General features: G+C 61.2%; 16 protein-coding genes. 11 read left to right on the top strand and 5 right to left on the bottom strand.

All coding sequences use genetic code 11. The features are described from left to right. Positions 1–445 precede the first annotated feature (445 nt). The 10 genes from argH (at position 446) to SH292x_RS23690 (ending at position 16180) form a co-directional block, all read left to right on the top strand. Entirely contained in the window at positions 446–1822 is a 1377-nt protein-coding gene (gene argH / locus SH292x_RS23645) for an argininosuccinate lyase (RefSeq protein ID WP_442485883.1), read from the top strand. A 19-nt stretch (positions 1823–1841) separates the two neighbouring features. Then, positions 1842–4097, top strand: coding sequence for a HEAT repeat domain-containing protein (locus SH292x_RS23650; RefSeq protein WP_442483494.1), 2256 nt, complete (start codon positions 1842–1844; stop codon positions 4095–4097). A 95-nt stretch (positions 4098–4192) separates the two neighbouring features. Continuing rightward, a complete protein-coding gene (locus tag SH292x_RS23655; RefSeq protein ID WP_442483495.1) occupies positions 4193–5251 on the top strand; it encodes a sigma-54 interaction domain-containing protein in 1059 nt (352 codons plus the stop codon). 96 nt (positions 5252–5347) lie between these two features. Further along, positions 5348–6376: a hypothetical protein gene (locus SH292x_RS23660; protein ID WP_442483496.1), complete on the top strand. Its 1029-nt coding sequence runs from the start codon at positions 5348–5350 to the stop codon at positions 6374–6376. Next, positions 6373–7650, top strand: coding sequence for a glutamyl-tRNA reductase (gene hemA / locus SH292x_RS23665; protein ID WP_442483497.1), 1278 nt, complete (start codon positions 6373–6375; stop codon positions 7648–7650). The genes SH292x_RS23660 and hemA overlap by 4 nt, the downstream gene beginning before the upstream one ends. 490 nt (positions 7651–8140) lie before the next feature. Further along, positions 8141–8542, top strand: a complete 402-nt coding sequence (locus SH292x_RS23670) for a hypothetical protein (protein WP_442483498.1) — start codon at positions 8141–8143, stop codon at positions 8540–8542. 7 nt (positions 8543–8549) lie between these two features. Continuing rightward, positions 8550–11936, top strand: coding sequence for a DUF4132 domain-containing protein (locus tag SH292x_RS23675; RefSeq protein WP_442483499.1), 3387 nt, complete (start codon positions 8550–8552; stop codon positions 11934–11936). Positions 11937–12548: 612 nt separating this feature from the next. Next, a complete protein-coding gene (locus SH292x_RS23680; RefSeq protein WP_442483500.1) occupies positions 12549–13487 on the top strand; it encodes a YybH family protein in 939 nt (312 codons plus the stop codon). 1 nt (position 13488) lies between these two features. Continuing rightward, a complete protein-coding gene (locus SH292x_RS23685; RefSeq protein ID WP_442483501.1) occupies positions 13489–15744 on the top strand; it encodes a mu-protocadherin- cell-suface protein in 2256 nt (751 codons plus the stop codon). Between the two features lie 79 nt (positions 15745–15823). Next, positions 15824–16180: an STAS/SEC14 domain-containing protein gene (locus tag SH292x_RS23690; RefSeq protein WP_442483502.1), complete on the top strand. Its 357-nt coding sequence runs from the start codon at positions 15824–15826 to the stop codon at positions 16178–16180. Between the two features lie 112 nt (positions 16181–16292). Here the strand turns inward: SH292x_RS23690 and SH292x_RS23695 are convergent, their stop codons facing one another. The 5 genes from SH292x_RS23695 to SH292x_RS23715 all read right to left on the bottom strand — a co-directional run bounded on the left by SH292x_RS23695 (position 16293) and on the right by SH292x_RS23715 (position 21603). Further along, positions 16293–16946 carry a hypothetical protein gene (locus SH292x_RS23695; protein WP_442483503.1) on the bottom strand — a complete coding sequence of 218 codons (654 nt, stop codon included), beginning with the start codon at positions 16944–16946 and terminating at the stop codon, positions 16293–16295. 1087 nt (positions 16947–18033) lie between these two features. Further along, positions 18034–19335 carry an APC family permease gene (locus SH292x_RS23700; RefSeq protein ID WP_442483504.1) on the bottom strand — a complete coding sequence of 434 codons (1302 nt, stop codon included), beginning with the start codon at positions 19333–19335 and terminating at the stop codon, positions 18034–18036. A 511-nt stretch (positions 19336–19846) separates the two neighbouring features. Then, positions 19847–20254 (bottom strand): hypothetical protein, encoded by a 408-nt coding sequence (locus tag SH292x_RS23705; RefSeq protein ID WP_442483505.1) that lies wholly within the window; start codon positions 20252–20254, stop codon positions 19847–19849. 30 nt (positions 20255–20284) lie between these two features. Next, positions 20285–21076, bottom strand: a complete 792-nt coding sequence (gene scpB, locus SH292x_RS23710; protein ID WP_442483506.1) for an SMC-Scp complex subunit ScpB — start codon at positions 21074–21076, stop codon at positions 20285–20287. Then, the gene (locus tag SH292x_RS23715; protein WP_442483507.1) at positions 21037–21603 is read right to left on the bottom strand and encodes a hypothetical protein; all 567 of its coding nucleotides are present in this window, start codon (positions 21601–21603) and stop codon (positions 21037–21039) included. Before SH292x_RS23715 ends, scpB begins: the two co-directional genes overlap by 40 nt. Positions 21604–21749: 146 nt before the next feature. Between SH292x_RS23715 and SH292x_RS23720 the strand changes: the two genes are divergently transcribed. Further along, positions 21750–22937: a cysteine desulfurase family protein gene (locus SH292x_RS23720; protein ID WP_442483508.1), complete on the top strand. Its 1188-nt coding sequence runs from the start codon at positions 21750–21752 to the stop codon at positions 22935–22937. The last annotated feature ends 173 nt before the right edge of the window (positions 22938–23110 follow it).

Consider the following 23110-nt stretch of genomic DNA (forward strand, 5'->3'; position numbering starts at 1 on the left):
GATGGACGCTATCATTCGTCTCCTATCTTTCTTAAATCTCCCTTTCTTAAATCTCCAAGTTCTCTGCTCATCTCGTTCTCTTCGTTCCCTTCTGTTCCAATTCTCTTCTTCTCCGTTCATCTTCCTCCGTTCCCTCCGTTTCCTCCTGTTACTCTTCTTGCCTCCTTTCTTATTCGCGACCATTCGCGCCATTCGCGGGCCAAGTCTTCCCGAAGTCACCTCGAACACTGGCGAGTCCGGCGGCGCGGAGTCCGATTGTGCGGGAGGTGCGGGATGGGGCTGCCGGAGCTGCGATTCTCGGCGTTTTTGGCGTGAATCCATGCCTAAAAACTAGGCGGCCTGCGACCGCGGTGCGTTGACCTTCGCGCGTAACCCGTTTAGTATAAAGGAGTTGGCCCACGTGGCCCCCTCCATCCATTCCTGCCTCACGATTTGCCTCGGTGCCATGTCGGACAAACCCTGGGGCGGTGCTTTCGAGCAGCCGACCGACCAGTTGCTTGAAAAGTTCAGCGAAAGCGTCAGCTTCGATCACCGGCTGTACGCGCAGGACATCCGTGGCTCGATCGCCCACGCCCGCATGCTGGCTGCCGTCGGGGTGCTGACCGGCGAAGAGCGCGACCAAATCGTTGAGGGTCTAGCGACGATTGGCGAGGAGATCGCCGCCGGGCAGTTCGCGTTCCGCACGTCGCTCGAAGACGTCCACATGAACATCGAGCGGGTGCTGACCGAGCGAATCGGCGACGTCGGCCGCAAGCTCCACACGGGTCGCAGCCGCAACGATCAGGTGTCGACCGACTTCCGGCTCTGGATTCGCGACGCCATCGACCATCTCGACCACCTGGCCAAGAACCTCCAGCGGGCGTTCGTGCATCGCGCGACGCTCGACGAAGGGGTGATCTTGCCGGGCTACACGCACATGCAGCGGGCCCAACCGGTGCTGGCGGCCCACTACTGGCTGGCGTACGTCGAGAAACTGGAACGCGACCGCCAGCGGCTGGCCGACTGCCGCCGCCGGGTGAATCAACTGCCGCTCGGCACCGCCGCGCTCGCGGGGACCACGATACCGATCAATCGCCAGATGGTGGCGGACGAGCTGGAGTTCGAAGGCGTCGTGGCCAACAGCCTCGACTCGTCGAGCGACCGCGACTTCGCGCTGGAGTTTGGATTCGTCCTGACGCAGATCTCGCTGCACTTGTCGGGCTGGGCCGAGGAATGGATTTTGTGGTGCACCACGGAGTTCGGGTTCCTCAAGCTGCCCGACGCGTTCTGCACCGGCTCGTCGATCATGCCGCAGAAGAAGAACCCTGACGGCGTCGAGCTGATCCGCGGCAAGACGGCCCGAGTGGTCGGCAACCTGCAGGCGTTGATCACGCTGGTGAAGGGTTTGCCGTTGGCCTACAACCGCGACCTACAAGAAGACAAAGAGCGAGTGTTCGACTCCTTCGACACCGTGGCGGCGTGCTTGGAACTCGCCACGCCGATGGTCGCGGGGGCCGAGCTACAGCGCGAGAACATCGCGGCGGGCATCGACCGCGGGTATCTCGACGCCACGACGCTGATGGAATACTTGATCACCGCGGGCGTCCCACAGCGGACCGCCCACGAGCTGATCGGCAAGTTGGTCGGCACGGCCATGAAGAAGAATTGCCGGCTGGCGGACTTGGATCTGGCGGAGTTCACCGCCGCGCACGAACTGCTAGATGACAACGTGTACGAAGTCTTGGGCGTCCGCCGGGCGGTCGAAGCGTTCAAGAGCCTCGGCTCCACCAACCCCGCGTTGGTGGCCGAGCAAGTGGAAGCATGGAAGCAGCGATTAACCTGACACCAACGACGTGCTTTCGATGATTCAATCTTCAAATACGGCGAGCCGGAAGCGTCAGCGCCCGGAGTTCGTTACGCTTAGCACTTCCTGCTCCGGTCGCTTACGCTCCCGGCTCGCCTTGGTGGCGCTGCTGCTTTGCGCGAGCTCGGCATTCGCGCAAGAACCGCTTGTCGCAGAGCCAATCCCGCGCGCCGTGGCGAGTCCGACGGCGCTGCAGAACCCTGCGATTCGCGCGTCGCTTGCGATGCCACGCACCACGCCGGGCGATTACGTCCGCGGGGCGATGAATCTATTGAACTTGGGTGAGCCAGCACTCGCCGCGAACGACGTTCGCGACCTTGTCGCGCTCGGGCTCGACGACGCGGCGAAAGCGAAGCTCGTGAGCGACTTCGGCGCGGCGGCACTCATTCAATTGAGCCGCATCCCTGACGCCGGCCCCGAAGCGGCGGAGTTCGTCCAGTCGGCGCTCGCCGCAGCGAGTGCCGCCTCGACCAGCGACGACGCGATTGCCGAATTGCTGACGCAACTTGGGAGCAACGTCGAACTCGATCGCCAGAAGGCGGTCGCGAGGCTCGCCGGGGCAGGGGAGCCGGCGGTGGTTCCACTGATTCAACTGCTCGCGAAGCCCGACACCTCCGACGCCGCGAAACAAGGTGCTCGCGCGGCTCTGGTGCGTTTGGGTCCACTCGCCGAACGACCACTGCTCGCCACGCTGGGTGCAAGCGACCCGAAGCTCGTCGCCGAAGCCGCTGAGTTGCTCCGCGCGCTCGGCACGGGCGAAGCCGCGCCGCTGCTCGCCGTGCCCGCCCTTCGCGGTGGTTCAGTCGGCAGGGCGTACGAATCGTTCACCGGACAGGTTCCGAGTGTTGAATCGGCGACGGGGCTTTTGGAGCGAACGCTGAAGACGCTCGAAGGAGGGGCGCCGGTGTTCGAGCCGAATGTCGATGGGACGGTAACCTACTGGGTGTGGAGTGAGAAAGGGTACAAACCAGTGCCGCACGTGCTGAGAGTCGGCGACGCCAACACCTTGTACGCCGCCGAGTTGGCGAAGCAACTTGCTTCCTTGAAGCCAGGCATTCCAAGTATCGAGTCGAAAGCCCTCCGACTGTCGATTGAAGCCACGGAACTCATCTTAGCCGCCACGCAGTGGCCCGACTTGAGCCACCTTTCCGCCGATCAGCTTGATCGCCTCCTTACTGACGCCCTCCGAGAAAACCAAGTTGCCTCGGCAACGCTCGCGCTCAAAGTGATCGCCGAGCGGCGGGATCCGGCGGTATTGTTTACGAGCGATGGTTTGCCTTCGCCAACGGCAAAGGCACTAGAGCACCCACATCCCTCGGTTCGCATCGCCGCGCTCGAAGCCATTGCGGCGATCAACCCGGCGAAACCTTTCCCTGGAGCCAGCAAAGTTCGCGATGCGATTGTCGGCTTGGCCACGGCGTCGGGCAAACGGCAAGTCGTGGTTGCCGCTCCGCGGATTGATGCCGCAACCACGTGGGGTGGCAATCTGTCGTCCGCGGGCTTTGACGCACTCGTCGCATCGACCGGCGGCGACGCCGTCAAGCAGGCCGGCGAACACGCCGACGTCGAGCTGGTCCTCATCGACATGGCGATCGGCAAGCCGGCGGTCCGCGACACCGTGTTCCAACTTCGCCGGCAAGCCGGGAGTGGATTGGTGCCGATCGCGCTGTTCGCCCGCGAAGAGCAGTGGCACACGGCCGAGACGATTGCCCGCGAGCACCAGGGCGTGATGTCGTTCCCCCGTCCTCACTCGGCAGCCGATACCGTACAACTCGCCGAAGATGCGCTAGCTCAGCTTCCAGTGAGCTGGCCCACTGTCGAAGAGCGCCTCGCCCAGGCCGAGTCGGCGATGACGATCATGAACACACTGCTAGCCGGCGATCGCGACTTCTATCGCCTGCGAGCCGTGAGCGACTTGGTGACACAAAACGTCCGCCCCGCCGCCGTAGGCGAAGCGAACTGGGAGGTGCTCGCCAAGCTCGGTACGCACGACAGCCAAGTGACGCTGCTGAGCTACGCTAGCGCCCCAGCTCTCGACCTCGCCGCGCGTCAAGCCGCAGCCAAGGCGTTCGCCGAGAGCGTCAAGCAGTTCGGACTGACTTTGAGCTCCGACGAAATCGTCCGCCAGTACCACCTCTACAACGCCAGCGAAACGGACACCCCCGAATCACAACAAGTCTTCGGCAGCCTGCTCGATACGATCGAGGCGGGCAAAGGGAAAGTGAACAATGTCCAAGTACCCAATGACCAATGACCAAAACACTCGCGAGCGTCCCTCATTGGTCATTGTTAATTCGTCATTGGTCATTCATCTAGAAGCGTCGACTATCGAGTAACTGCAACTACCTCATGTCGCTCACCAACGGACAACACGACGCACTCTCTCCTTTGCCGGGCATTATTGGCTCGAGCCCGGCAATGTTGGAGGTGTATCGCATCACGCGCCAGGTCGCGAGGTCGAAGGCGTCGGTGTTGCTACTCGGCGAGACGGGTACCGGTAAGGAACTTGTCGCCAAGGCGGTCCACACGCTGTCTGATCGCCGGGCTCGTCCGTTCGTTCGCGTCAACTGTGGCGCGCTGTCTGAGAGTTTGCTCGAAAGCGAACTCTTCGGTCACGTGAAGGGCTCGTTCACCGGGGCGGTTTCGGATCGTGCCGGGCGGTTTCAAAGCGCGGATACGGGGACCATTTTCCTCGACGAGATCAACAGCACGACGCCGCTGTTGCAGGTGAAGCTGCTTCGCGTGTTGCAAGAGCGGGAATTCGAGCGCGTGGGTGGCGATACGACGATTCGCGTTGACACTCGCATCGTCTCGGCCAGCAATCGCAACCTGCTGGAGATGGCAACCAACGGCACGTTCCGCGAGGACCTTTATTACCGTTTGAACGTGGTGCCGATCCATCTGCCGCCGCTGCGGGATCGCCGCGATGATATTCCCGCGCTCGTGGGTCACTTCCTCAACATCTACAACGAGGGAAACGACCGCTACGTCACGCACATCCACCCCGCCGCGATGGAGGCCCTGCAAGCCTACGACTGGCCGGGCAACGTCCGCGAGCTGCAGAACATCATCGAGCATGCCGTGGTGATGGCGACCGGCGACGAGCTGACGCCGGACGTACTGCCCCGCGTGGTGCGTGGCGAGGCCGACCCAACGATGTCGAGCCCCACGTCGCTGCCCAAGCTCGACTTCGAATCGCTCGCCCAGCACTTGGTGCTCGAAGGCCTCTCGCACGCCGACGACTCGGCCGAAGACCTCCACAGCCGCATCGTCGACCGCGTGGAACGCGAAGTGATCGCCCAGGTACTCGATCAATGCCAAGGGGTGCAGATCAAAGCGGCGAGTCGGTTGGGGATTAATCGAAACACTCTGCACAAGAAAATCAAAGACTACGGGCTGGGGGAATAACCAGTCACTCCTGTAGGAGGGCTCTGGAGAGCCCGATGCCCCGCTCGGAAAATCGGCCTCGGAGAGGCCTCCCACAATTGAGTTCATCATCCAGCTATGTCCGGCATCACCGTCTTCTGCTTCGCCGCCTCTTACTTCGTCGCGCTCGTGCTCGAGATCGCGGGGCTGTGGGTGCGGTTTGGGTGGCACCGGGTGGCGATGGTGGTGATGGCGATGGCGGGGCTCGTCGCGCACACGATCTTTCTCGCCACGAACTCGACGGCCGACCTCGCGATTCTCAGCAGTCCCGAAAGCTGGTACCTCGTGGTCGCCTGGGTGCTCGCGGCGTTCTACTTGTGGGTCGCGTTCTCCGCGCCACAGACGGCTATGGGACTTTTCGTGCTGCCCCTGGTGCTCTCCACGATCGGCTTCGCAGAACTCTCGAGCCACGAGCGTTTCTCGCACGACCGCGCGTCGCAGTTCTGGAGCGGGCTGCACGGCGCGCTCATGACGCTCGCCACGGTGACGGTGTGCGTCGGCTTCATCGCGGGGCTGATGTACTTGATCCAAAGCTACCGGCTGAAACAGAAACTGCCGCCATCGCCCCAATTCCGTTTGCCGAGCCTCGAATGGCTTGAGCGCACGAATAGCAGGTCACTTGGCCTCTCGGCGCTTTTGGTCTCTGGTGGCTTCTTCACCGGCGTGGTGCTGAGTCGCATGCAGCACGTGGGCGATTCGGATTACCGCCTGCATTCCGATCCTGTGGTGATCACGCTCCTCGTGATGCTGGTGTGGCTGGTGGTCGCCGAGATGTTTCGCCTGGTGTATCCCTCGGCGCGGGGTGGCCGCAAAGTGGCGTACCTCACGCTCGCGTCGTTCGGATTTTTGGTGATCACGCTAATCGCGTTCACGATCACCGAGAACCATGGGCGTGGTCGAAACGCATCGACCCGAGATGAAGCTCCGCGACAAGCAAGCACCCAAATAGCCGACGAGCTACGCCTCGTCGGAATGCACTCCGAGGGATTTCCCCCTCACCCTAACCCTCTCCCCCATTTCGTTCGCGAGAGTACCGCTGAAAAGTCGGAACTCGATGGTGCGAACGAAACGAGGGAGAGGGGACAAGACGCGGAGGTACCTTCATGAACCTTCGCATGGTGGGATGTTCGCATCATCAGGCGGGCATCGCGATTCGCGAGCGGTTGGCGTTCACGCCCGACCAGGCGGCTGATGCTCTAGCGGCGTGGCGTGAGTCGCATCCGGGCGTCGAGGCGGTGCTGTTATCGACCTGCAACCGCACGGAACTCTACGCAGCGACGACCGACGAAGGCCCCGGTCCGACCGATCTTGCGCTGGCCGAGTACCTAGCCGGGTGGCATTCGATCCCGCTCGACGAAATCGCCGGTGGGCTGGTGTCACTCGACGGCCAGGCGGTGATCGAACACTTGTTCCGCGTCGCCGCGAGCCTCGACAGCATGGTGGTGGGCGAGCCACAGATTCTCGCGCAAGTAAAACAAGCCTACGAACTCGCCTGCAAGCTCGGCTCGGCCGGCCCGCACATGCATGGCTGCTTCCAAGCCGCGCTGCGAGTGGCACGACGAGTCACTAGCGAGACTTCGCTCCATCGCCATCGCGTGAGCATTCCGAGCGTCGCCATCGCCGACTTTGCGAGCCGCATCTTCGAGCGATTCGACGACAAGCACGTGCTGGTAATCGGCGCTGGCGAGATGGCCGACGAGACGCTGCGGTACCTCCGCGACGCGGGGGCGCGCCGGTTTACCATCCTCAACCGCGACCCGCTTCGCGCGCAGAAGCTCGCCACCGAGTGGCAAGCCACTGCCGCGCAGTGGGCCGATCTGCATCGCGAACTGGTGCGGGCGGACCTGGTGATCTCGACCACCGCGGCAGGCCATCCGATTGTCACCCTCGATTACTACCGCCAACAGATCGCCGAAGACCGCGCGCAGCGGCCGCTGTTTATCCTGGACCTCGCTATGCCCCGCGACTTCGAGCCGACCATCGGCGACGAACTCGGCACCTACCTTTACTCGATCGACGATCTGGCCGCCGCGTGCGAGCAGAATCGCAAGAGCCGCCAGCGAGAACTCCCGCGTGCCGAGCGTATCATCGGCGAAGAGACACTGCGTTTCGTCACCGACTCCCGCCTACAATCGAGTTCGCCATTGATCACACAGCTTCGCGACGAATGGGAAGTGGTGAAACAGGCCGAGCTCGCGCGGCTGATGAATAAGCTGGGCGAGGTCGACCCGAAGTCGAGAGACGAGATCACCCGCTTCGCCGACCGCCTGGTGAATAAACTTCTCCACCCACCGATGCAGTCGCTCCGCGACGAAGCCCAAACCGAAGACCATGGTAGCTTGATCAACGCGCTGCGACGGTTGTTTCAGCTAAAGGAGTAGCCTCCGGGTGGCTGGGGACGAGCCCCGCGAGCCCCCAGTGCAGGACGGCCCGTGAATGACGCCGATGTTCGCGAATGGATGGAATGTAGCCGGATTCGCAAGAATTCGGGAGCCGTTGGAGAAAAGATGGAACAGGAGGAAACGGAGAGAACAGAGATAGGACGGGGGTTCATTGAACAGAAGGGAACGAAGGAAACAAAGAAAGAACAGATAGACGCCTTCCTTCATCCCGTACCTCTCTTATATCTCCGAAGTCCTTATCCTTTTATTTTCTTCGTTCTCTTCGTTCCCTTCTGTTCCCAATCTCTTTTTTCTTCTCCGTCTATCTTCCTCCGTTCCCTCCGTTTGCTCCTGTTCTCTCTTCCCTCTTCTATTCGCGAACATCCCCGTCATTCGCGGGGCTCTTCTCTTCCTGGTTTTCCGGTGATTGATCCGGCGCTCGACCGGCGAGATAATCGGGGGCATCCACTTTTCCACGGAGGTATCCACCATGCCCGTTGCGCTCGAAGTGTACGACGAATCGACGACCGGCGATCGGGGCGAGCCGATCGTGCTGGAGTTTCTGACCGAGGAGATCACCATCCGCGAACTGATTCGCGAGCGGGTGTACCAAGAGGTGCAGGACTTCAATCTGAAGATGGCCCAGCAGCCGGTGTTTCGCGGACTGGTCCAGCCAACGGACGCCGAGCAGACCTTGAACGGCTACAAGCTAAAGACCGCGCGAGCGATTGACTGGCAACGGCAGTTCGACATGGCCATCCAGGCCTTCGAACAAAGCCGCATCCTCGTGCTAGTGAACGACCGGCAAGCCGAGACGCTGGAAGAGCGTGTCACCATAGCGCCGGGGACGACGGTGAGTTTTCTGAAGCTGGTGCCGTTGGTGGGAGGGTAGACGATTCATGGCTAGCAAAGAGACGTCCTATCAAGTGGTCGCATTCGACTATTCGAAAGCCAGCGATGTAGAAGCCCAAAAAGTCTGCTGCTCGGTGGTGGACGAGTACGCCCGTGGAAGGGGACGCTGGCCGGTACCCGAGATTCCGACTCTTGCGGATGGCCCACGGCTTTTGGAGAAGGACGCTGCCTGGAATCGTCGCTGCGTGCTTGCACTCGCCGAACAAGTCGAGCACTGGCAGTCGGAAGAGGATGCCCTGCGAAAGGCGGACGGGGACCAAGGCGGCTATTACCATTTGAGCGCGACTGGCGAAAGAATCGCTCCATCAGCGATGCTGGTTGGCATCCGAGAAGCACTGTCGTCGCTGTTGCGACGGAAGTTACCTCTAACTGCAGAGGACTTGACCTATCTGACGCGAGTCTGCGTAGAGCGAGAATGTTCGGATTACATGGGCGTACCACCCGCTGGCGTTCAAAAGCAGGTCGAGTTCTACGCGAAGAACCACAAGATCGAAGGTGAGCTTCGTGACTGGCTTCAAACACTTTCCGAGTATTGCCGCAATCCGCATGCGCGGTCATCAGACGTGGCCGCGAAGCTCGATTCGCTACTTCAAGAGCCCGGCAAAAGCAGTATTCGAATACTCGGTGAAATCCCGTCTCCGGCCTTTGTCGGATCACCGGACATCCTGGTCGACCTCAAGATTCGCCTAGGTGTACTGGCAGAGCGAAACAATGAAAAGGTTGTAGCCGAAGACGATCCTTTCGCCCGTTATATCGATTCGCCGCTGGCGGCCGAGCACATCGAGCTGGTCAATACGATACACGCGTTTCAGCACGCGTTCGCCGAGCGTCAGGCTTCCTATCTTGAACGAGATCCACAAGCACGAAAGCGTGCTGAAGAGCTTTGCAAAGCCCGAGAGAGACAGGCGATTGAGGCTCTCGTATCTCTAGGCTTGGATTTGGCAAACTTGCGTTTAGCTGTCTACGAGCGGGTGGTGGATCTCTACCTGATGGGTGATGGCGCGAATGCCGAGTACTTTGCGTATCGACTCCCGTTACAGAACATCGTTGATCATCTGGACGAGCTAGAGACTTCGTTCAGCCGAGAGCAGGCATTCGATTGGCTGCTCTACCGAAGCACAATTGTTGGCTACCGCAGCCGAGTCGATAGCTCTGTAGCCCAAGGCGCCGAGTCTTATGTTGGTGCCGAGCCGCCATCAGACGGCGAACGATGGGTTATCCATCGCCTTCGAAGCCAAGCGATCGATACACCGCCCGTGGGCGCGCTTCCCGAAGTTGCCAAGCGACTCAGCCAACTGATCGATGGCGACGCGACTCTGGTGTTGGTTCCCGGCGAGCACTGGGCCGACCGCGTTCACCGCGACTTGTCGACGATGGACGAAGCGGCTTGCGCGCTGTGGCTCCAGTTGTATCGATTGGCTTTCTCGGCTACCGCTTCAAAACCGTCCGGTAAATGGCTGAAGGAGTTGAAGCCGCTGGTCGACGCAATCGGTTCCGAGGAGTTGCGAGATCGGCTAGCTAGCTGGTTTGCGAAGGTACCGGCAGGTAGGTCTTTTAAGGTACTGGGTGGCTACGTCGGCGATTCGCGCGGCGCCGCTGACACGTTCAATGACGGAAACGCCACGGTGCTACGCGGTTTGGTTTGGGCGATGGTCGCCGTGGCGGACGCCAATACACCACGCGTCGTTTCCGAACTGCTTGCCACCTGCATCAAAAAGGTACCTGGCGTGGGCCCGCGGGCCGTGAAAGTCGCCAACGCGTGCGTTTGGGCGTTAGGTGAATTGGCTTCGTCGAAGGACGAAGAGATTAGGATTAACGCCCTTGGCCAACTGGCACGCCTCAAAGCACGGGTAACCTTCAAGACTACTCTGAAGGCGATCGAGAAAGCCTTGGACAAGGCGGCCGCTGAGTCCGGCCTACCTCGCGACGAAATCGAGGAAATGGCCGTCCCCACTTATGGACTGGACGAAGTAGGGAAGCGAGTCGAGCCACTAGGCGACTTCATTGCCGAGCTAGTAGTGACGGGTACCTCGAGCACCGAACTGCGTTGGCTCAAACCCGATGGCAAGCCGCAAAAGTCGGTGCCCAAGTCGGTCAAAGACCATTTCGCCGACGACCTGAAGGAGCTCAAGGCGGCCGCCAAGGACATCGAGAAGATGCTCCCCGCTCTGCGCGATCGGATCGACCTGCTGCATCTTAAGCAAAAGACCTGGGCGTACGACACTTGGCGCGAGCGGTACCTCGACCATCCACTGGTCGGTACGCTCGCACGGCGGCTCATCTGGCAGTTCGATCAAGGCGAACATAAGCAAAAAGTTGCGGCCACTTGGCTCGACGGCAAACTGGTGGACGCCGCGGGTAACGAAGTGGAGATTGATCCTGATTCAGCGATCGTTTCGCTCTGGCATCCGATCGGACACGACGAAGCTGACCTATTGGCGTGGCGGCGGTACTTTGAAGATCGCCAGATCAAACAGCCGTTTAAACAAGCCCACCGTGAAATCTACTTGCTCACCGACGCCGAGCGGAACACACGCGTCTACTCGAACCGCTACGCGTCGCACGTCATCAAGCAGCACCAGTACAACGCGCTGTGCGGCGTGCGGGGCTGGTCGAACCAGCTACGATTGATGGTCGACGCCGACTATCCACCGACCAGTATCGAACTGCAGGAGTGGAACTTGCGGGCCGAGTTCTGGGTCGAGGGTGTGGGCGATGGATTCGGCACCGATACCAACGAGTCGGGAACGTACCTTTATCTATCCACCGACCAAGTCCGTTTCTACACACTCGACGCGGCGGCTAACTCAGCTCACGCGGGTGGTGGCGGCTATGGTTCAAGGGCAGCAGGCCCTGGGACGAACAACGTCAACGATCCCATCCCCCTCGACCAAATCCCACCCCTCGTCCTCTCCGAAATCCTCCGCGACGTCGATTTGTTCGTCGGAGTTGCTAGCGTAGGCAACGATCCTAACTGGAACGACGGCGGACCTGAGGGGCGATATCGTAACTACTGGAACGAGGTATCCTTCGGCGACCTCACCGCCACGGCTCAGACGCGGCGCGAGATTCTCCAGCGACTCGTGCCTCGGCTCAAGATCGCCGACCGCTGCGCGTTCGACGACAAGTTCTTGGTCGTTCGCGGCGAGCGTCGCACTTACAAAATCCATCTCGGCTCGTCGAACATCTTGATGGAGCCCAACGACCAGTACCTATGCATCGTCCCCGGCCGTGGCGAAGGGGGCGGCGACAAGGTGTTCCTCCCCTTCGAGGGCGACCAGCGTCTTGCCGTGATCCTGTCGAAGGCCATGATGCTCGCCGAGGACACGAAGATTACGGACCCAACGATTCTGAGTCAGATTGGTAGGAAATGACCAATCACGAAGTACCCAATGACCAATGCTCGTCCTCCATTGGTCATTGGAAATTCGTCATTGGTCATTCGCTGGGAAATCGCTCTTGCCCCAATATCGCCCCCTCACTAACATCCGCCCCAACCGTGCAGGACAGGACTAGAAGCGGCCGTGGTCGGTCGCCGTACTGCCGGGAAAAAGGTTAGTGGGAGATCACTACCATGGCTCAATCGAGCACCAAGGGTCAAGCTAAGCCAGCCAAGAGCACCAAAGCCCAGCCTGCCGGCAAGACTCCGGCCAAGGCCCCCGCGAAGGGCAAGAAGGGCAAGTAAGCTCTTCGATAGCATTCGGCTAGACGCTGAGTGCCATTTGTCGCAAGACAAGAACCTTACACGAGGCGTTGCAAGCACTTCCGCTTGCGACGCCTTGTTTTTTAGGGTTTTTCCTCCTTCACCCGAAATTCTCTCGCCACGCGGGTGACGTGTGCTAAAATTCGGCACGTGGGCGTCTTGCCCCCACCTTTTCACCGGAACGTAGCTTCTCACGGACGTACTTGGGCAAGCGCCGCTGAGGTGCACTACGCGCGTCATGTAGGTTTGCAGGAACGCGCTCGAATCTAAGGAGACTCTTACGATGCTCGCTCGTCGTCTTTGCGTGATGGCTACGGCCGCCGCTCTGCTAGCAGTTCCCGTTTTGGTGTTGGCTCAAGATGCCGCGCCGCAAGCTGGAGGGTCTAATGCTGATGGCGTCGCAGACTTCTTCAAGAGCTACACGCTCGCCTTCAATTCAGGCGACTCCGGGCAGCTTGCCGAGCTGTGGTGCGAAGACGCTACTTGGGAAAGCGACGTTACCGGCGAGCGGGCCGAGGGTCGCGAGGCGATTCTCGCCGACTTCGCCGACTACTTTGCTCAGAACACCGGAGCGAAACTCACCGGCACCGTCGACTCCATGCAGCAAGTGGTCGATGGCGTCGTGTGTCTCGATGGCCAGACAACGTTGATGCTTCCCGGAGTCGAGCCGATCATTGGGACCTACCACGCCGTGCTGAAGTCGGATGGCGGAAAGTGGCGGCTGTGCAAAGTCGTCGAGTCGGCCGCCCCGGTGCTTGAGAACACTTACACGAAACTCGCATCGCTCGAACCGCTGGTGGGCGAGTGGCGAGACCAGGGCGAAGGGCCCGTCGTCCACACGACGTTCCGCTGGGGCGCGAACAAATCGTTCTTGATCCGCGCGTTCACCGTAGACGACGAAGAGGGTTCGACCCAAGGCACGCAGGTCATCGGCTGGGATCCCCGCGCGGGCACCGTTCGCTCGTGGACGTTCAACTCCGATGGTTCGTTTGGCGAAGGAACTTGGTCGCACTCCGCTGGCGAGTGGACCGGGCGTTTGTCGCAGACCCTGGCCGATGGCAGCACCGCTTCGGCGACGCAGGTGGTGCGAATGGTTGACAGCAACACACTCGAAGTCGAGACCGTTGGCCGCGAAGTGGCGGGCGAACCGCTGCCGTCGCTGCCGCCGGTCCGCATGACTCGCGTTACTGCCGATCAGCCTGCTGCTGGCGAGGAAGGCTAACATGAAACGCACAACTTTATTCATTGCTCTGGTTGCGTGGAGCCTCGTCGTCGGCGATGCCCTAGCCATCCGTGGTGGTGGCGGGGGGCATGGCGGCGGTGGACATGGTGGAGGAGGCGGTGGTCGTGGTGGAGGAGGTGGCGGTGGCGCCGCTATGCACCGTGGCGGCGGAGGCGGTGGTGGCGCGTCCATGAATCGTGGTGGTGGAGGTCGACCCTCCAGTGCCCCGAACCTTGGCGGTGGCAATCGCGGCGGTATGCCTCAATCTCGTCCGCAGGTGTCGCGGCCGCAAACGGGTGGTCGCCCCCCACAAATGGCGAACCGTCCCAGCATGCCAAACTCGCGTCCCGAGATGGGCCGTCCCGGTGGTAACGCCGGTGGCAGCATGCGCCCCAGCATCGACCGACCCTCGACGCGCCCCGACATGGGAGCGGGGAGTCGCCCCAACACGGGACGTCCCGGCAGCACACCAAACCTCGGCAGCCGTCCCAATTACGGCCAGCGACCGACCACGCTCCCTGGCAGTATTAATCGCCCCGGCGGTGGTAACACGCGTCCGGATGCTGGCACACGTCCGGGTGGCGAAGGCATCTCGCGACCCGACCGACCCACTACAATTCCGGGCAACATCGGCGGCGGCAATCGCCCCACGACTCGCCCGGGCGCTGGTGGCACGCGGCCGGACATTGGCAACCAAGGCCCCGGCTCCCTACCTGGAGCGGGTGGCAATCGTCCTGGCACCCGCCCCGGCGCGGGGAACACGCTTCCCTCGACGCGTCCTGGGCAGCCTGGTGCCATCCCAGGAGCGGGCAATCGTCCAGGAGCCGGAAATCGCCCCGGCGGACGTCCCAGTACCGGCGACATTAACGACTTCCTCGGCATCCAACGCCCCTCGACTCGCCCCGGCAACATCGGTGGCGGCGGCCAAAATGGTGACCGGCCCGGACGACCCGGCGGCGAAGGGGGCATCAATCGCCCAGACCGACCAACCACACTCCCTGGAGTGATTGATGGTGGTAATCGCCCCGGCAGACCCGGCGGTGGTGGCCAAGATGGAGATCGACCTGGCAGACCCGGCGGCGGTGGCCAAGACGGAGATCGCCCTGGTCGCCCCGGGGGCGGTGGTCAAGACGGAGACCGCCCCGGCAGACCCGGAGGCGGTGGGCAAGACGGTGATCGGCCCGGCAGACCCGGAGGCGGTGGGCAGGACGGAGATAGGCCCGGTCGCCCCGGTGGTGGAGATCGCCCAGGCGGCGGTGACCGACCCGGACGACCCGGCGAGCGCCCCGATTGGATCGGTCCCAACCGTCCATGGGATCCTGGAGCGGGTGGCAATCGCCCCAATCGCCCTGGCGATGGCAACCGACCCGGACGCCCCGATCGTCCTGGCAATGGATGGTGGGACAACGACCACATTCACAATCGTCCTGGTTGGTCGAATCGACCCGGAGCGGGTGACATCCACGATCGTTGGCCACGTCCCGATCGGCCGGGTTGGAACAACTGGTATGGCAATCATCCCAATCGCCGTGCGCGGTGGGACTACTGGGGCAACAACGTTCGCCACAACTGGCGACACTACAACAACAATTGGTTCACCACCAATTGGTGGAACGTCCACTACCACAACGTCGGTGGCTGGCATTACGGCAATTGCTTTAACCGCCACCCGTACTCGTACTGGTGGACGGTGCCGACCTACGCCACGCTGAACAACTGGTTCACGTGGCAAGCTCCCGCCTACGCGTGGCAGCAGCCCGTGTACTACGACTATGGCCAAGGTGGTAACGTCTACTACCAGGACAACATGGTGTACGTCGATGGCCAAGAGGTTGGCACCGCCGAGGACTTCGCCGCGAGCGCTGCGAACCTTGCTACGGTCCCGCCACCCACCGACGAGGAGGCCGCCGAAGAGTCGGACTGGATGCCGCTGGGCACGTGGGCTGTCTCGACCAGCGAGAAGGAAGTGGAGCCAACGCGTGTGCTGCAAATCGCCGTGAACCGCGAAGGCATTGTCAGTGGTACCGCGTTCAACACGGCGACCAACGAAGCGCAAACGATCCTTGGCCAAGTGGACAAGGACACGCAGCGCGTGGCTTTCCGCATCGGTGAAAGCGACGACGTGGTCGTGGAGACGGGCCTGTTTAACCTCACTCAGGACGAGGCACCGGTGATGGTGCATTTCGGCCCGGATAAGGTAGACTACTGGCTGCTGGTGCGACTGGATGCTCCCGCGGATATCGATGCTCAGCAGTAACAATGCGGGGCAGCAACCGTGGCAATCGCACCCGTAGCGTAACCGCACGCCATCCCACCCAGTTCAGGACGAGGTCGCCATGATCGAGGAACTCCCTTCGCCGTCGGAAAAGATCCTAGCCTTCCGCCTGTCGGGCAAGTTGCACGACGAGGACTACAAGACGTTCGTCCCGCGCGTGGACGAGGCGATCGCCAAGGAAGGCAAGGTCCGCATGCTGGCCGAATTCCACGACTTCCACGGCTGGGACATGCACGCCGTGTGGCACGACACGAAGTTCGCCACCACGCACTGCACGAAGATCGAAAAGGTCGCCCTGGTCGGTGAAACGACGTGGGAAAAGTACATGGCAATGGTCTGCAAGCCCTTCACGATGGCAAAGATCGAGTACTTCGACGCCGGCGACACCGACAAGGCCTGGGCCTGGCTGCAGGAATAGCAGCGGCAACGCTCTGCGAAATCGAAAACCTGTAGGAGGGCTCTCCGAGCCCGATGGGTGCTTGGAATAGCCTTCGACGGGTTGTCTTGCTGCGCGAGGGTAAGCTGACGAGCTAGGGCTCGTCGTACTTGAACTTTACGCGAGGTGGCTCCGGCTCGGCGCGCTCTTGCCTCACTTGGTTAATGTGACGTTGATGCCACTCGGACGGAACTGGTCGAAATTCTGATTCTTCTACGCTAAACCACTCCGCGGCAATTGATATTTGGGGAAACTCCGCGCGTAGAGCTTCCAGCTCGTCCGCGCTGATTGCTGTCTCACGTAACGTCAGCTTCCGCATAGTCGGTTGCGCGGACAGTAAGCGAGTGACATCCTCCGCAAGGATCTTCGAGTCCCACAGGGTAAGGTGGTCTATCGGAAGTTCTGCAAGCTGATCGAGCTGGTCAACGCGAAGGAAGGATTTCGGATCTCTAGATTGTTCGGCTCGAGTGTCGTTGCCTGCATCGGCGAGTCCTTCAATCGTGAGTGAGTGGAGATGGGATAGCTCAGCTAAGTTCTCGATAGCGTACAGTGGACATCCAGGCCGAATTACGACGTGGTTTAGATACGGCCAGCGGACGAGCTGATCGACATCTGCTTTCACTAAGTCGGGAAGCAATGTTGTTAAGTTCACTTTTCGAAAGTGCCACAGTCCTGGCAGATACTGTTCGTTGCCCACCAAGCGAACTAGCCAGTCAGGACCGCAGTATTCGAGTTCTGGCGAATTCATTCCAGGTCCCACTATATCCCAACCGAACCTCCTCGTTTCGCCATCGAGGCTGTTAACGTGCTGCGCCAATTCCGCCACCTCCCGTTGCTGAAGGCGGGAGTGGAACTGGTACCAGCCTATGGTAATGGCAACTAATGTCACTAGTGTTAGCATATCGACGATTCGAAAGCGAAAAGAACCACCTCGTCGACGAAGCCACCACTCCGTAGCTCCAGCAAGTGTGAAGAGGAAAATCGCAGCGACGAGACTATCGAAGAAGAGGTTCGTCCAATTAAAACACCAGGCAGATCCGGAGAAGGGCCAGAACAGCGACCTACTCCAATTCGGAGGAGGGAATGATGGCGGGGGAGGTGCGGGGATTGTTGTGATCGGCCAGCTCACCGTCGGAACAGGGACGTGAACGCTCCGAACGCACCACGGCATCGGCCAGCCATGGGCGAACGTAAAGGGCAGCTTGCCAGTTGGCGGGTGCGGTAGCTGGTCACTGAGGGTCAACGCGTGCGAGTAGAACCTGGTACTTTCGCGCCAGCTTCCCATGAAAACCCCCGGCACCACAATAATCACCAGCGCCGCGAACACCGCCAGCATCACCAACCACGTGAAAGGGTGGAGGCACTTCCAGATTCGGCGGGGGAGGGCGAGTACTCGCACGACGCGTTATCCAAGGTTTGCAGGAGAACCAGCGAGGGTATTCTCCCGCGCGTTCGTTGGAGCTGCAATCTGGATTTCGCAAGCAGCAAACTCAGGGAAAACACCGCTAGCGCGCGGAGAATAGCCGACGAGCTACGCCTCGTCGGACAGATGTCTCTGTTTCATAAAGCAAATTTATTAGAGAGCTTTGCTGTCGATCATCGGGGTCGGAGACCCCTCCCACAAGTAGAATGGCGGCATCCCCTCAACAACCTGTGGGAGGGATCTCTGAGCCCGAGGGAGTGGGGAAGTCGCTCTACTTGCGACGCGTTGCGAACTGGAGAAGTTGATCCGACGAGGCGTAGCTCGTCGGCTATTGGGGGAGAAGTCTCTGAGTGTGGAGAGACTTGCGCAGCGATCATCGGACTCGGAGACCCCTCCTACAAAAAGGTGATGTTCACGCTCGCGCCCCGTGCCACCATCGCATCGCGTAGTACGCAGCGACGCCCGACACCAGCGTAACGCCCGCAGCGATCATGACTTTGTCGGCCGGGTTGCGAAGGAACGTCAGTACTGCGAGCACCAACGCCGCAATGACAAACAGCGCGGCGGCTACCAACTGCCACCATGCGGGGCGCTTGGTAGGATCGCTCGTGCGGACCCAAAACAGTGTGGCGACCGCGCCAGCGGCGCACAGCATCAGCACGATGCCAAGGTAGCCGAGTTGTTCTTCCAGCCCCGCAGTGAGGACCACCGCGACGGCGAGCACCGCTTGCAATAGCATCGCTGCCCACGGTGCCTTGCCCGCAGCGGGGACCGGCAGCGGGAACAGCCGATCGGCCGCCATCTTCGCGTAGACACGCGGGCCACTCATGGTGAGCGCGCTCACGCTCGAGGCGAGGGCCGTGAGAATCAGCAGACGCGTGCAGAGTTCGGCAGTTGGTCCGCCCAGTAGTTTCATCGCGACCGCGGCGATATCCGCTTGGCCTGCGAGTGCCTCGAGCGGTCCTGAGTAGACGAACACCGCGTTGAGGGCCATGTACAGCACCAGCACCAACAGCGTGCCACCGAGCATGGAGCGGGGCAAGGTAGTTTGCGGGTCGCGAACCTCTTCGGTCACGTACACCGCGGCGTTGAAGCCCGAGTAGGCGAGGTAAACGTAGGTAAGCTGCTGGGCGAAGTCACCCCACGCGAACGTCGGAGCGGGGAGCGCGGCGAGCGGTTCGTGCTGGCCGAGCCAGTACCAACCAGCAACTAGCAGCGCCGAGAGACCAACGATCTTCACCCCGACGATGGCGTTCTGCAGCCACGCCCCGCCGGCAACGCCAAGGGAGTGCTGCACGAAACAGAGCGCGATGATCGCGATGGCGATGGTGCCGTAGGGCAACTTCCACGGCAACATGGGCGCCGCGTAGAGTTCGAAGGTCGTCGCGGCGTACGCCAAGGGTCCGGTGAACCCCGCGAGCAACGACACCCATCCAGCGAGGAAACCGGCGAGCGGATGGATCCGGCGGGCGAGGTAAACGTACTCGCCGCCCGATTCGCGGAGCGATTTGGCGAGCGCTCCGTAGCTGATCGCCCCGCACACGGCAATCGCTCCGCCGACGACCCACGCCACGAGCACCCACTCTCGCGACTGCAGCGCCGCGAGCGAGAACCCAGCGCTCGTGAACACCGCCGCCCCGATCATGCTCGCCACGACAAGCGCCGTAGCCGAATAAAAACCAAGCGGCGTTGCGGAGCGATTCTCGGTGCTCATAGTTTCTAGCTAGTGGAGTGAAGGCTTAAGCCACGGATGAACACCGATAACGCTCGCGGTCAGATTCGCAAGAATTCGAGGGAGTTGAATAAGTAAATGAACAGAAGGGAACGAAGAGAACGAAGAAACGCAGCGAAGAGAAAAGTAAGGCCATTGAACAGGAGGAAACGGAGGGAACAGAGACGGAAGAACTACTAACAGAGGGGAACGAAGGGAACAAAGGAAGATAGGATGCCCAATAGTTACCCTCCTGTCTCTCTTAAACTTCCGAAACCCTGTCCTGGTCTTTCTTCCTCACTTTGTTCTCTCCGTTCCCTCCTGTTCGCTTATTCTTTCTTCTATTCGCGAACATCTGCGTCATTCGCGGGCACCTCCGAACTGGGGGCTCGCGGCACTCGTCCCCAGCCACCCTGAGAGCCGCTCTGCTTCGGGTTTGCGGTTGCACGGTCCAACAAAAAACCCCGAGCGGGTGGGCTCGGGGTTTCTTGCGTTATCTTTAGAGGCGAAGCGATCAATCTTCTTCGTCTTCGTACTCGTATTCTTCTTCGCCTTCTTCTTCGTCGTCGTCTTCGTATTCCTCGTCGGAATACTCATACTCTTCTTCGACTTCCTCCTCGTCGTCGACTTCCACTTCTTCTTCGTCGTCTTCTTCCTCGTCTTCTTCCTCGTCGTCCTCGACTTCTTCCCAGACTTCTTCCTCTTCGTACTCCTCGTCCTCTTCTTCGACTAGGTCGTCATCTTCGACGTCCTCGTATTCCTCTTCGTACTCTTCGTCGTCTTCGAGGTCGTCGTCTTCATCTTCGTACTCTTCCTCGAAGTCGTCTTCGAGTTCACTACGCACAAAGCGCGCGTCGTCGAGGTCCGCCGGATGGGTGGACTTTGGGTGCGAGGGGAAGGGTTTGGGGGTGACGAGTTTCACGGAGTCTCTCTCCCGGGATTTCTTTTAAGTTCATGCGGCTCGAGGAACCACATTTTGCTGAGGGTTGCTCTCGGATGCAAGTTGCAAGGTGGGCCCGACGGGTTCGTCGAGTGGTGGCAAGTCGTTCAAACTCTTGAGCCCGAACATCTGGAGGAAACGCTTGGTGGTGCCGTACTCCAGCGGTCTGCCCAATTCTTCCGATCGTCCGACAATACGCAAGAGGTCCCGCTCAATCAACTGGCGGAGCAACTCGCCGCAGGCGACGCCGCGGATTGCCTCGACTTCGGATCGCAGCACCGGCTGGCGGTACGCAACCACCGTGAGGGTATCGAGGGCTGGCGGCGTCAGCTTGAACTGCTGATCGGCAAGGTCGCAGAAGTCGCCTATTTTGCCAACCCAGGGGGCGAATTGCGGCCTTGTAAGCAGCCGATACCCGCCAGCCACGTTCTCAATCTGAAACGCCCGACTTCGCCGAGTGTAGTTCCGCGAAAGCTGCTCGACGAGCGTGCGAGCCTCGGTGGCATCGGCCAAATTGGCTAACTGGGCAAGCCGCTTGAGGCTCACCGCTTCCCGCGAAACAAACAGCACCGCCTCGACGCGGGCAAGTCGCGCGGGACCATCCGCCAGCGGGGTTGGTGCCACCTGAAGCGCATCGCCGGTCATCCACAGGCGCGGACGACGCTCCCGCGGACGTTCGCTCAACGGACGACTGCCGCTGGCGACGACGCGCAATTGGTAAGCGAGGGTTTTTCCACCACCTGGCATGCTGGCACCGCCGCCCGTTAGCGATAATTGGGTGCCGACGCGCGGGCGACCGACCACTGGTTCACCTGATCGAGCACCTGACGAGCCGCATCGGCAGGGGTTTCGGCCACCGCCTCGAAATGCTGCGAATAGACTCCCCCTTCGCCCCACGGTACCGAGCATTGGAAGCGATAGTGGGTCCCATCGGCACCCCAGCGGGTCATCGAATAATCGTTGACGCCCCGTTCGTTCAGCGCACGAACCACCGCAGCGACAGGCGACTCCGTGGACTCGGGCGCCAGTGGCGGGACAACCGGCTCGAGAGCACCACCCGCGGGCTGCACGTTTTGGTCGAGTAAGGCCGGCGGTTGAAGCGGTGTCGCGAGGGCGGTGAAAGGGGCCGGCGCCGATCCTGCCTCGCCTTCGGCAAGGGGCGTATCGGTCTCGGAATCGGGGCTGATCAGTTCGCTGGCGATCTCGACCGCTCGCGTGAACAACGGCTTGAGCTTTTCGAGCTCCGGTCCATAAGCACGGTAGGCGAGGGCTCCGACCACCAAAGTGCCGATCATCACCGAGGCACGATACAGGGTTCTGAGCGATTCCATGGAACGCCAACTCTTGCGCTGAAGGCAGAAACGAAGACAAAATTTGGAGCGCGGGAGCATAGAGAGCGAGGTGCCACCCAGCAAGGTCATTCGACTCGCAACCCGAATGCCTCACGCCCCGCGCTGCTAGCACCTATAATGCCCGCATGCAGCAAGAGCCGGTGTATCTCGACAACAACGCAACCACACCCATAGCCCCCGAGGTGGTGGAGGCCATGGCCGAGGCGATGCGCGCGAGGTACGCCAATCCGGCGAGCCAGCACGAGGCGGGGCGGACCGCACGGCGCGTAATCGAGCGGGCCCGCGAACGGATCGTCGAGCTCTTGGGTGGCCAAACGGGTGGGCGGACTCCCGACCGATTGATTTTCACCTCGGGCGGGACCGAGGCGAACAACCTGGCCCTGTTCGGACTCGCCGCCATCGCCGAGCGGCACCACCCAGGTCCGCATCAATTGGTCGTCTCGCCGATCGAGCACCCCAGTGTAACGGCGGCCACTGACCAGCTTGCCCCCCGTGGATGGAAAGTCGACCGACTAAGTGTGGATTCGAGCGGGCGGATCCTGCCCGAATCGCTCGCGGAGGTGGCCGGTGAAAACCTGCGGATCGTAGCGGCGATGCTTGGAAACAACGAAACGGGGGTTCTACAGCCGATTGCCGAACTAGCCGGTCTTGCCGCCGCGCGGGGGGCCGCGCTCCACACCGACGCCGTGCAGGCGGTGGGCAAGATCGATGTTCAATTCGGCGAACTTGGCGCGACAACCCTCTCGTTCACGGCCCACAAGTTCCATGGCCCGCTGGGCATCGGTGGCCTGCTGGTGAAGGGGGACACGCAGCTCTCACCCCAGCTTTTTGGGGGTTTTCAGCAAGCAGGGCTCCGCCCGGGGACCGAGTCGGTGCCGCTAGTGGTCGGGATGCTCACAGCACTCGAACTCTGGCACGCTGAGCGGCAGGAGCGATACCAACACCTGGCGAGTTTGCGCGACCAGTTCGAACTGCAAATCTGCGCCGATCTGCCCTACGCAAGAGTGGTTGGCCAGGGTGCCGAGCGTCTGCCCCACACGTCGAACATCGCCTTCGTGGGGCTCGATCGGCAGGCGCTATTCGTCGCGTTGGACATGGCGGGGGTGGCTTGTTCGACCGGGTCGGCGTGCGCAAGCGGGTCGAGCGAACCCTCGCCCGTGTTGATGGCGATGGGGTGCGAAGAGGGGGTAATTCGGGGCAGTTTGCGGTTCAGTTTTGGCCGGTTTTCGACCCCCCAGGAAGTCGCCGACGGGGCTCGCCGTATCTTGTTGGCATGCAAGAACTTAGAACGAGCAAAACATCTACAGAAATAACCCTCCGAGGCTCCCGCTAGCCCTCGAAATCGGGTAGAATCTCGGTTTCGTCTTTTCGCCACTTGCACCGGCGGTTAACTAGCCCCTCAAACGGAGTCGTCGTGGTCAACGGAGTGTCGACGCTTTCCAAGCCGGCTAGCTCCAGCGGTGTACCCCGAGGAGGCCTTGCGCCG

This window comes from Aeoliella fuhlenseeensis (genome assembly GCF_052161615.1).
Taxonomy (GTDB): domain Bacteria; phylum Planctomycetota; class Planctomycetia; order Pirellulales; family Lacipirellulaceae; genus Aeoliella.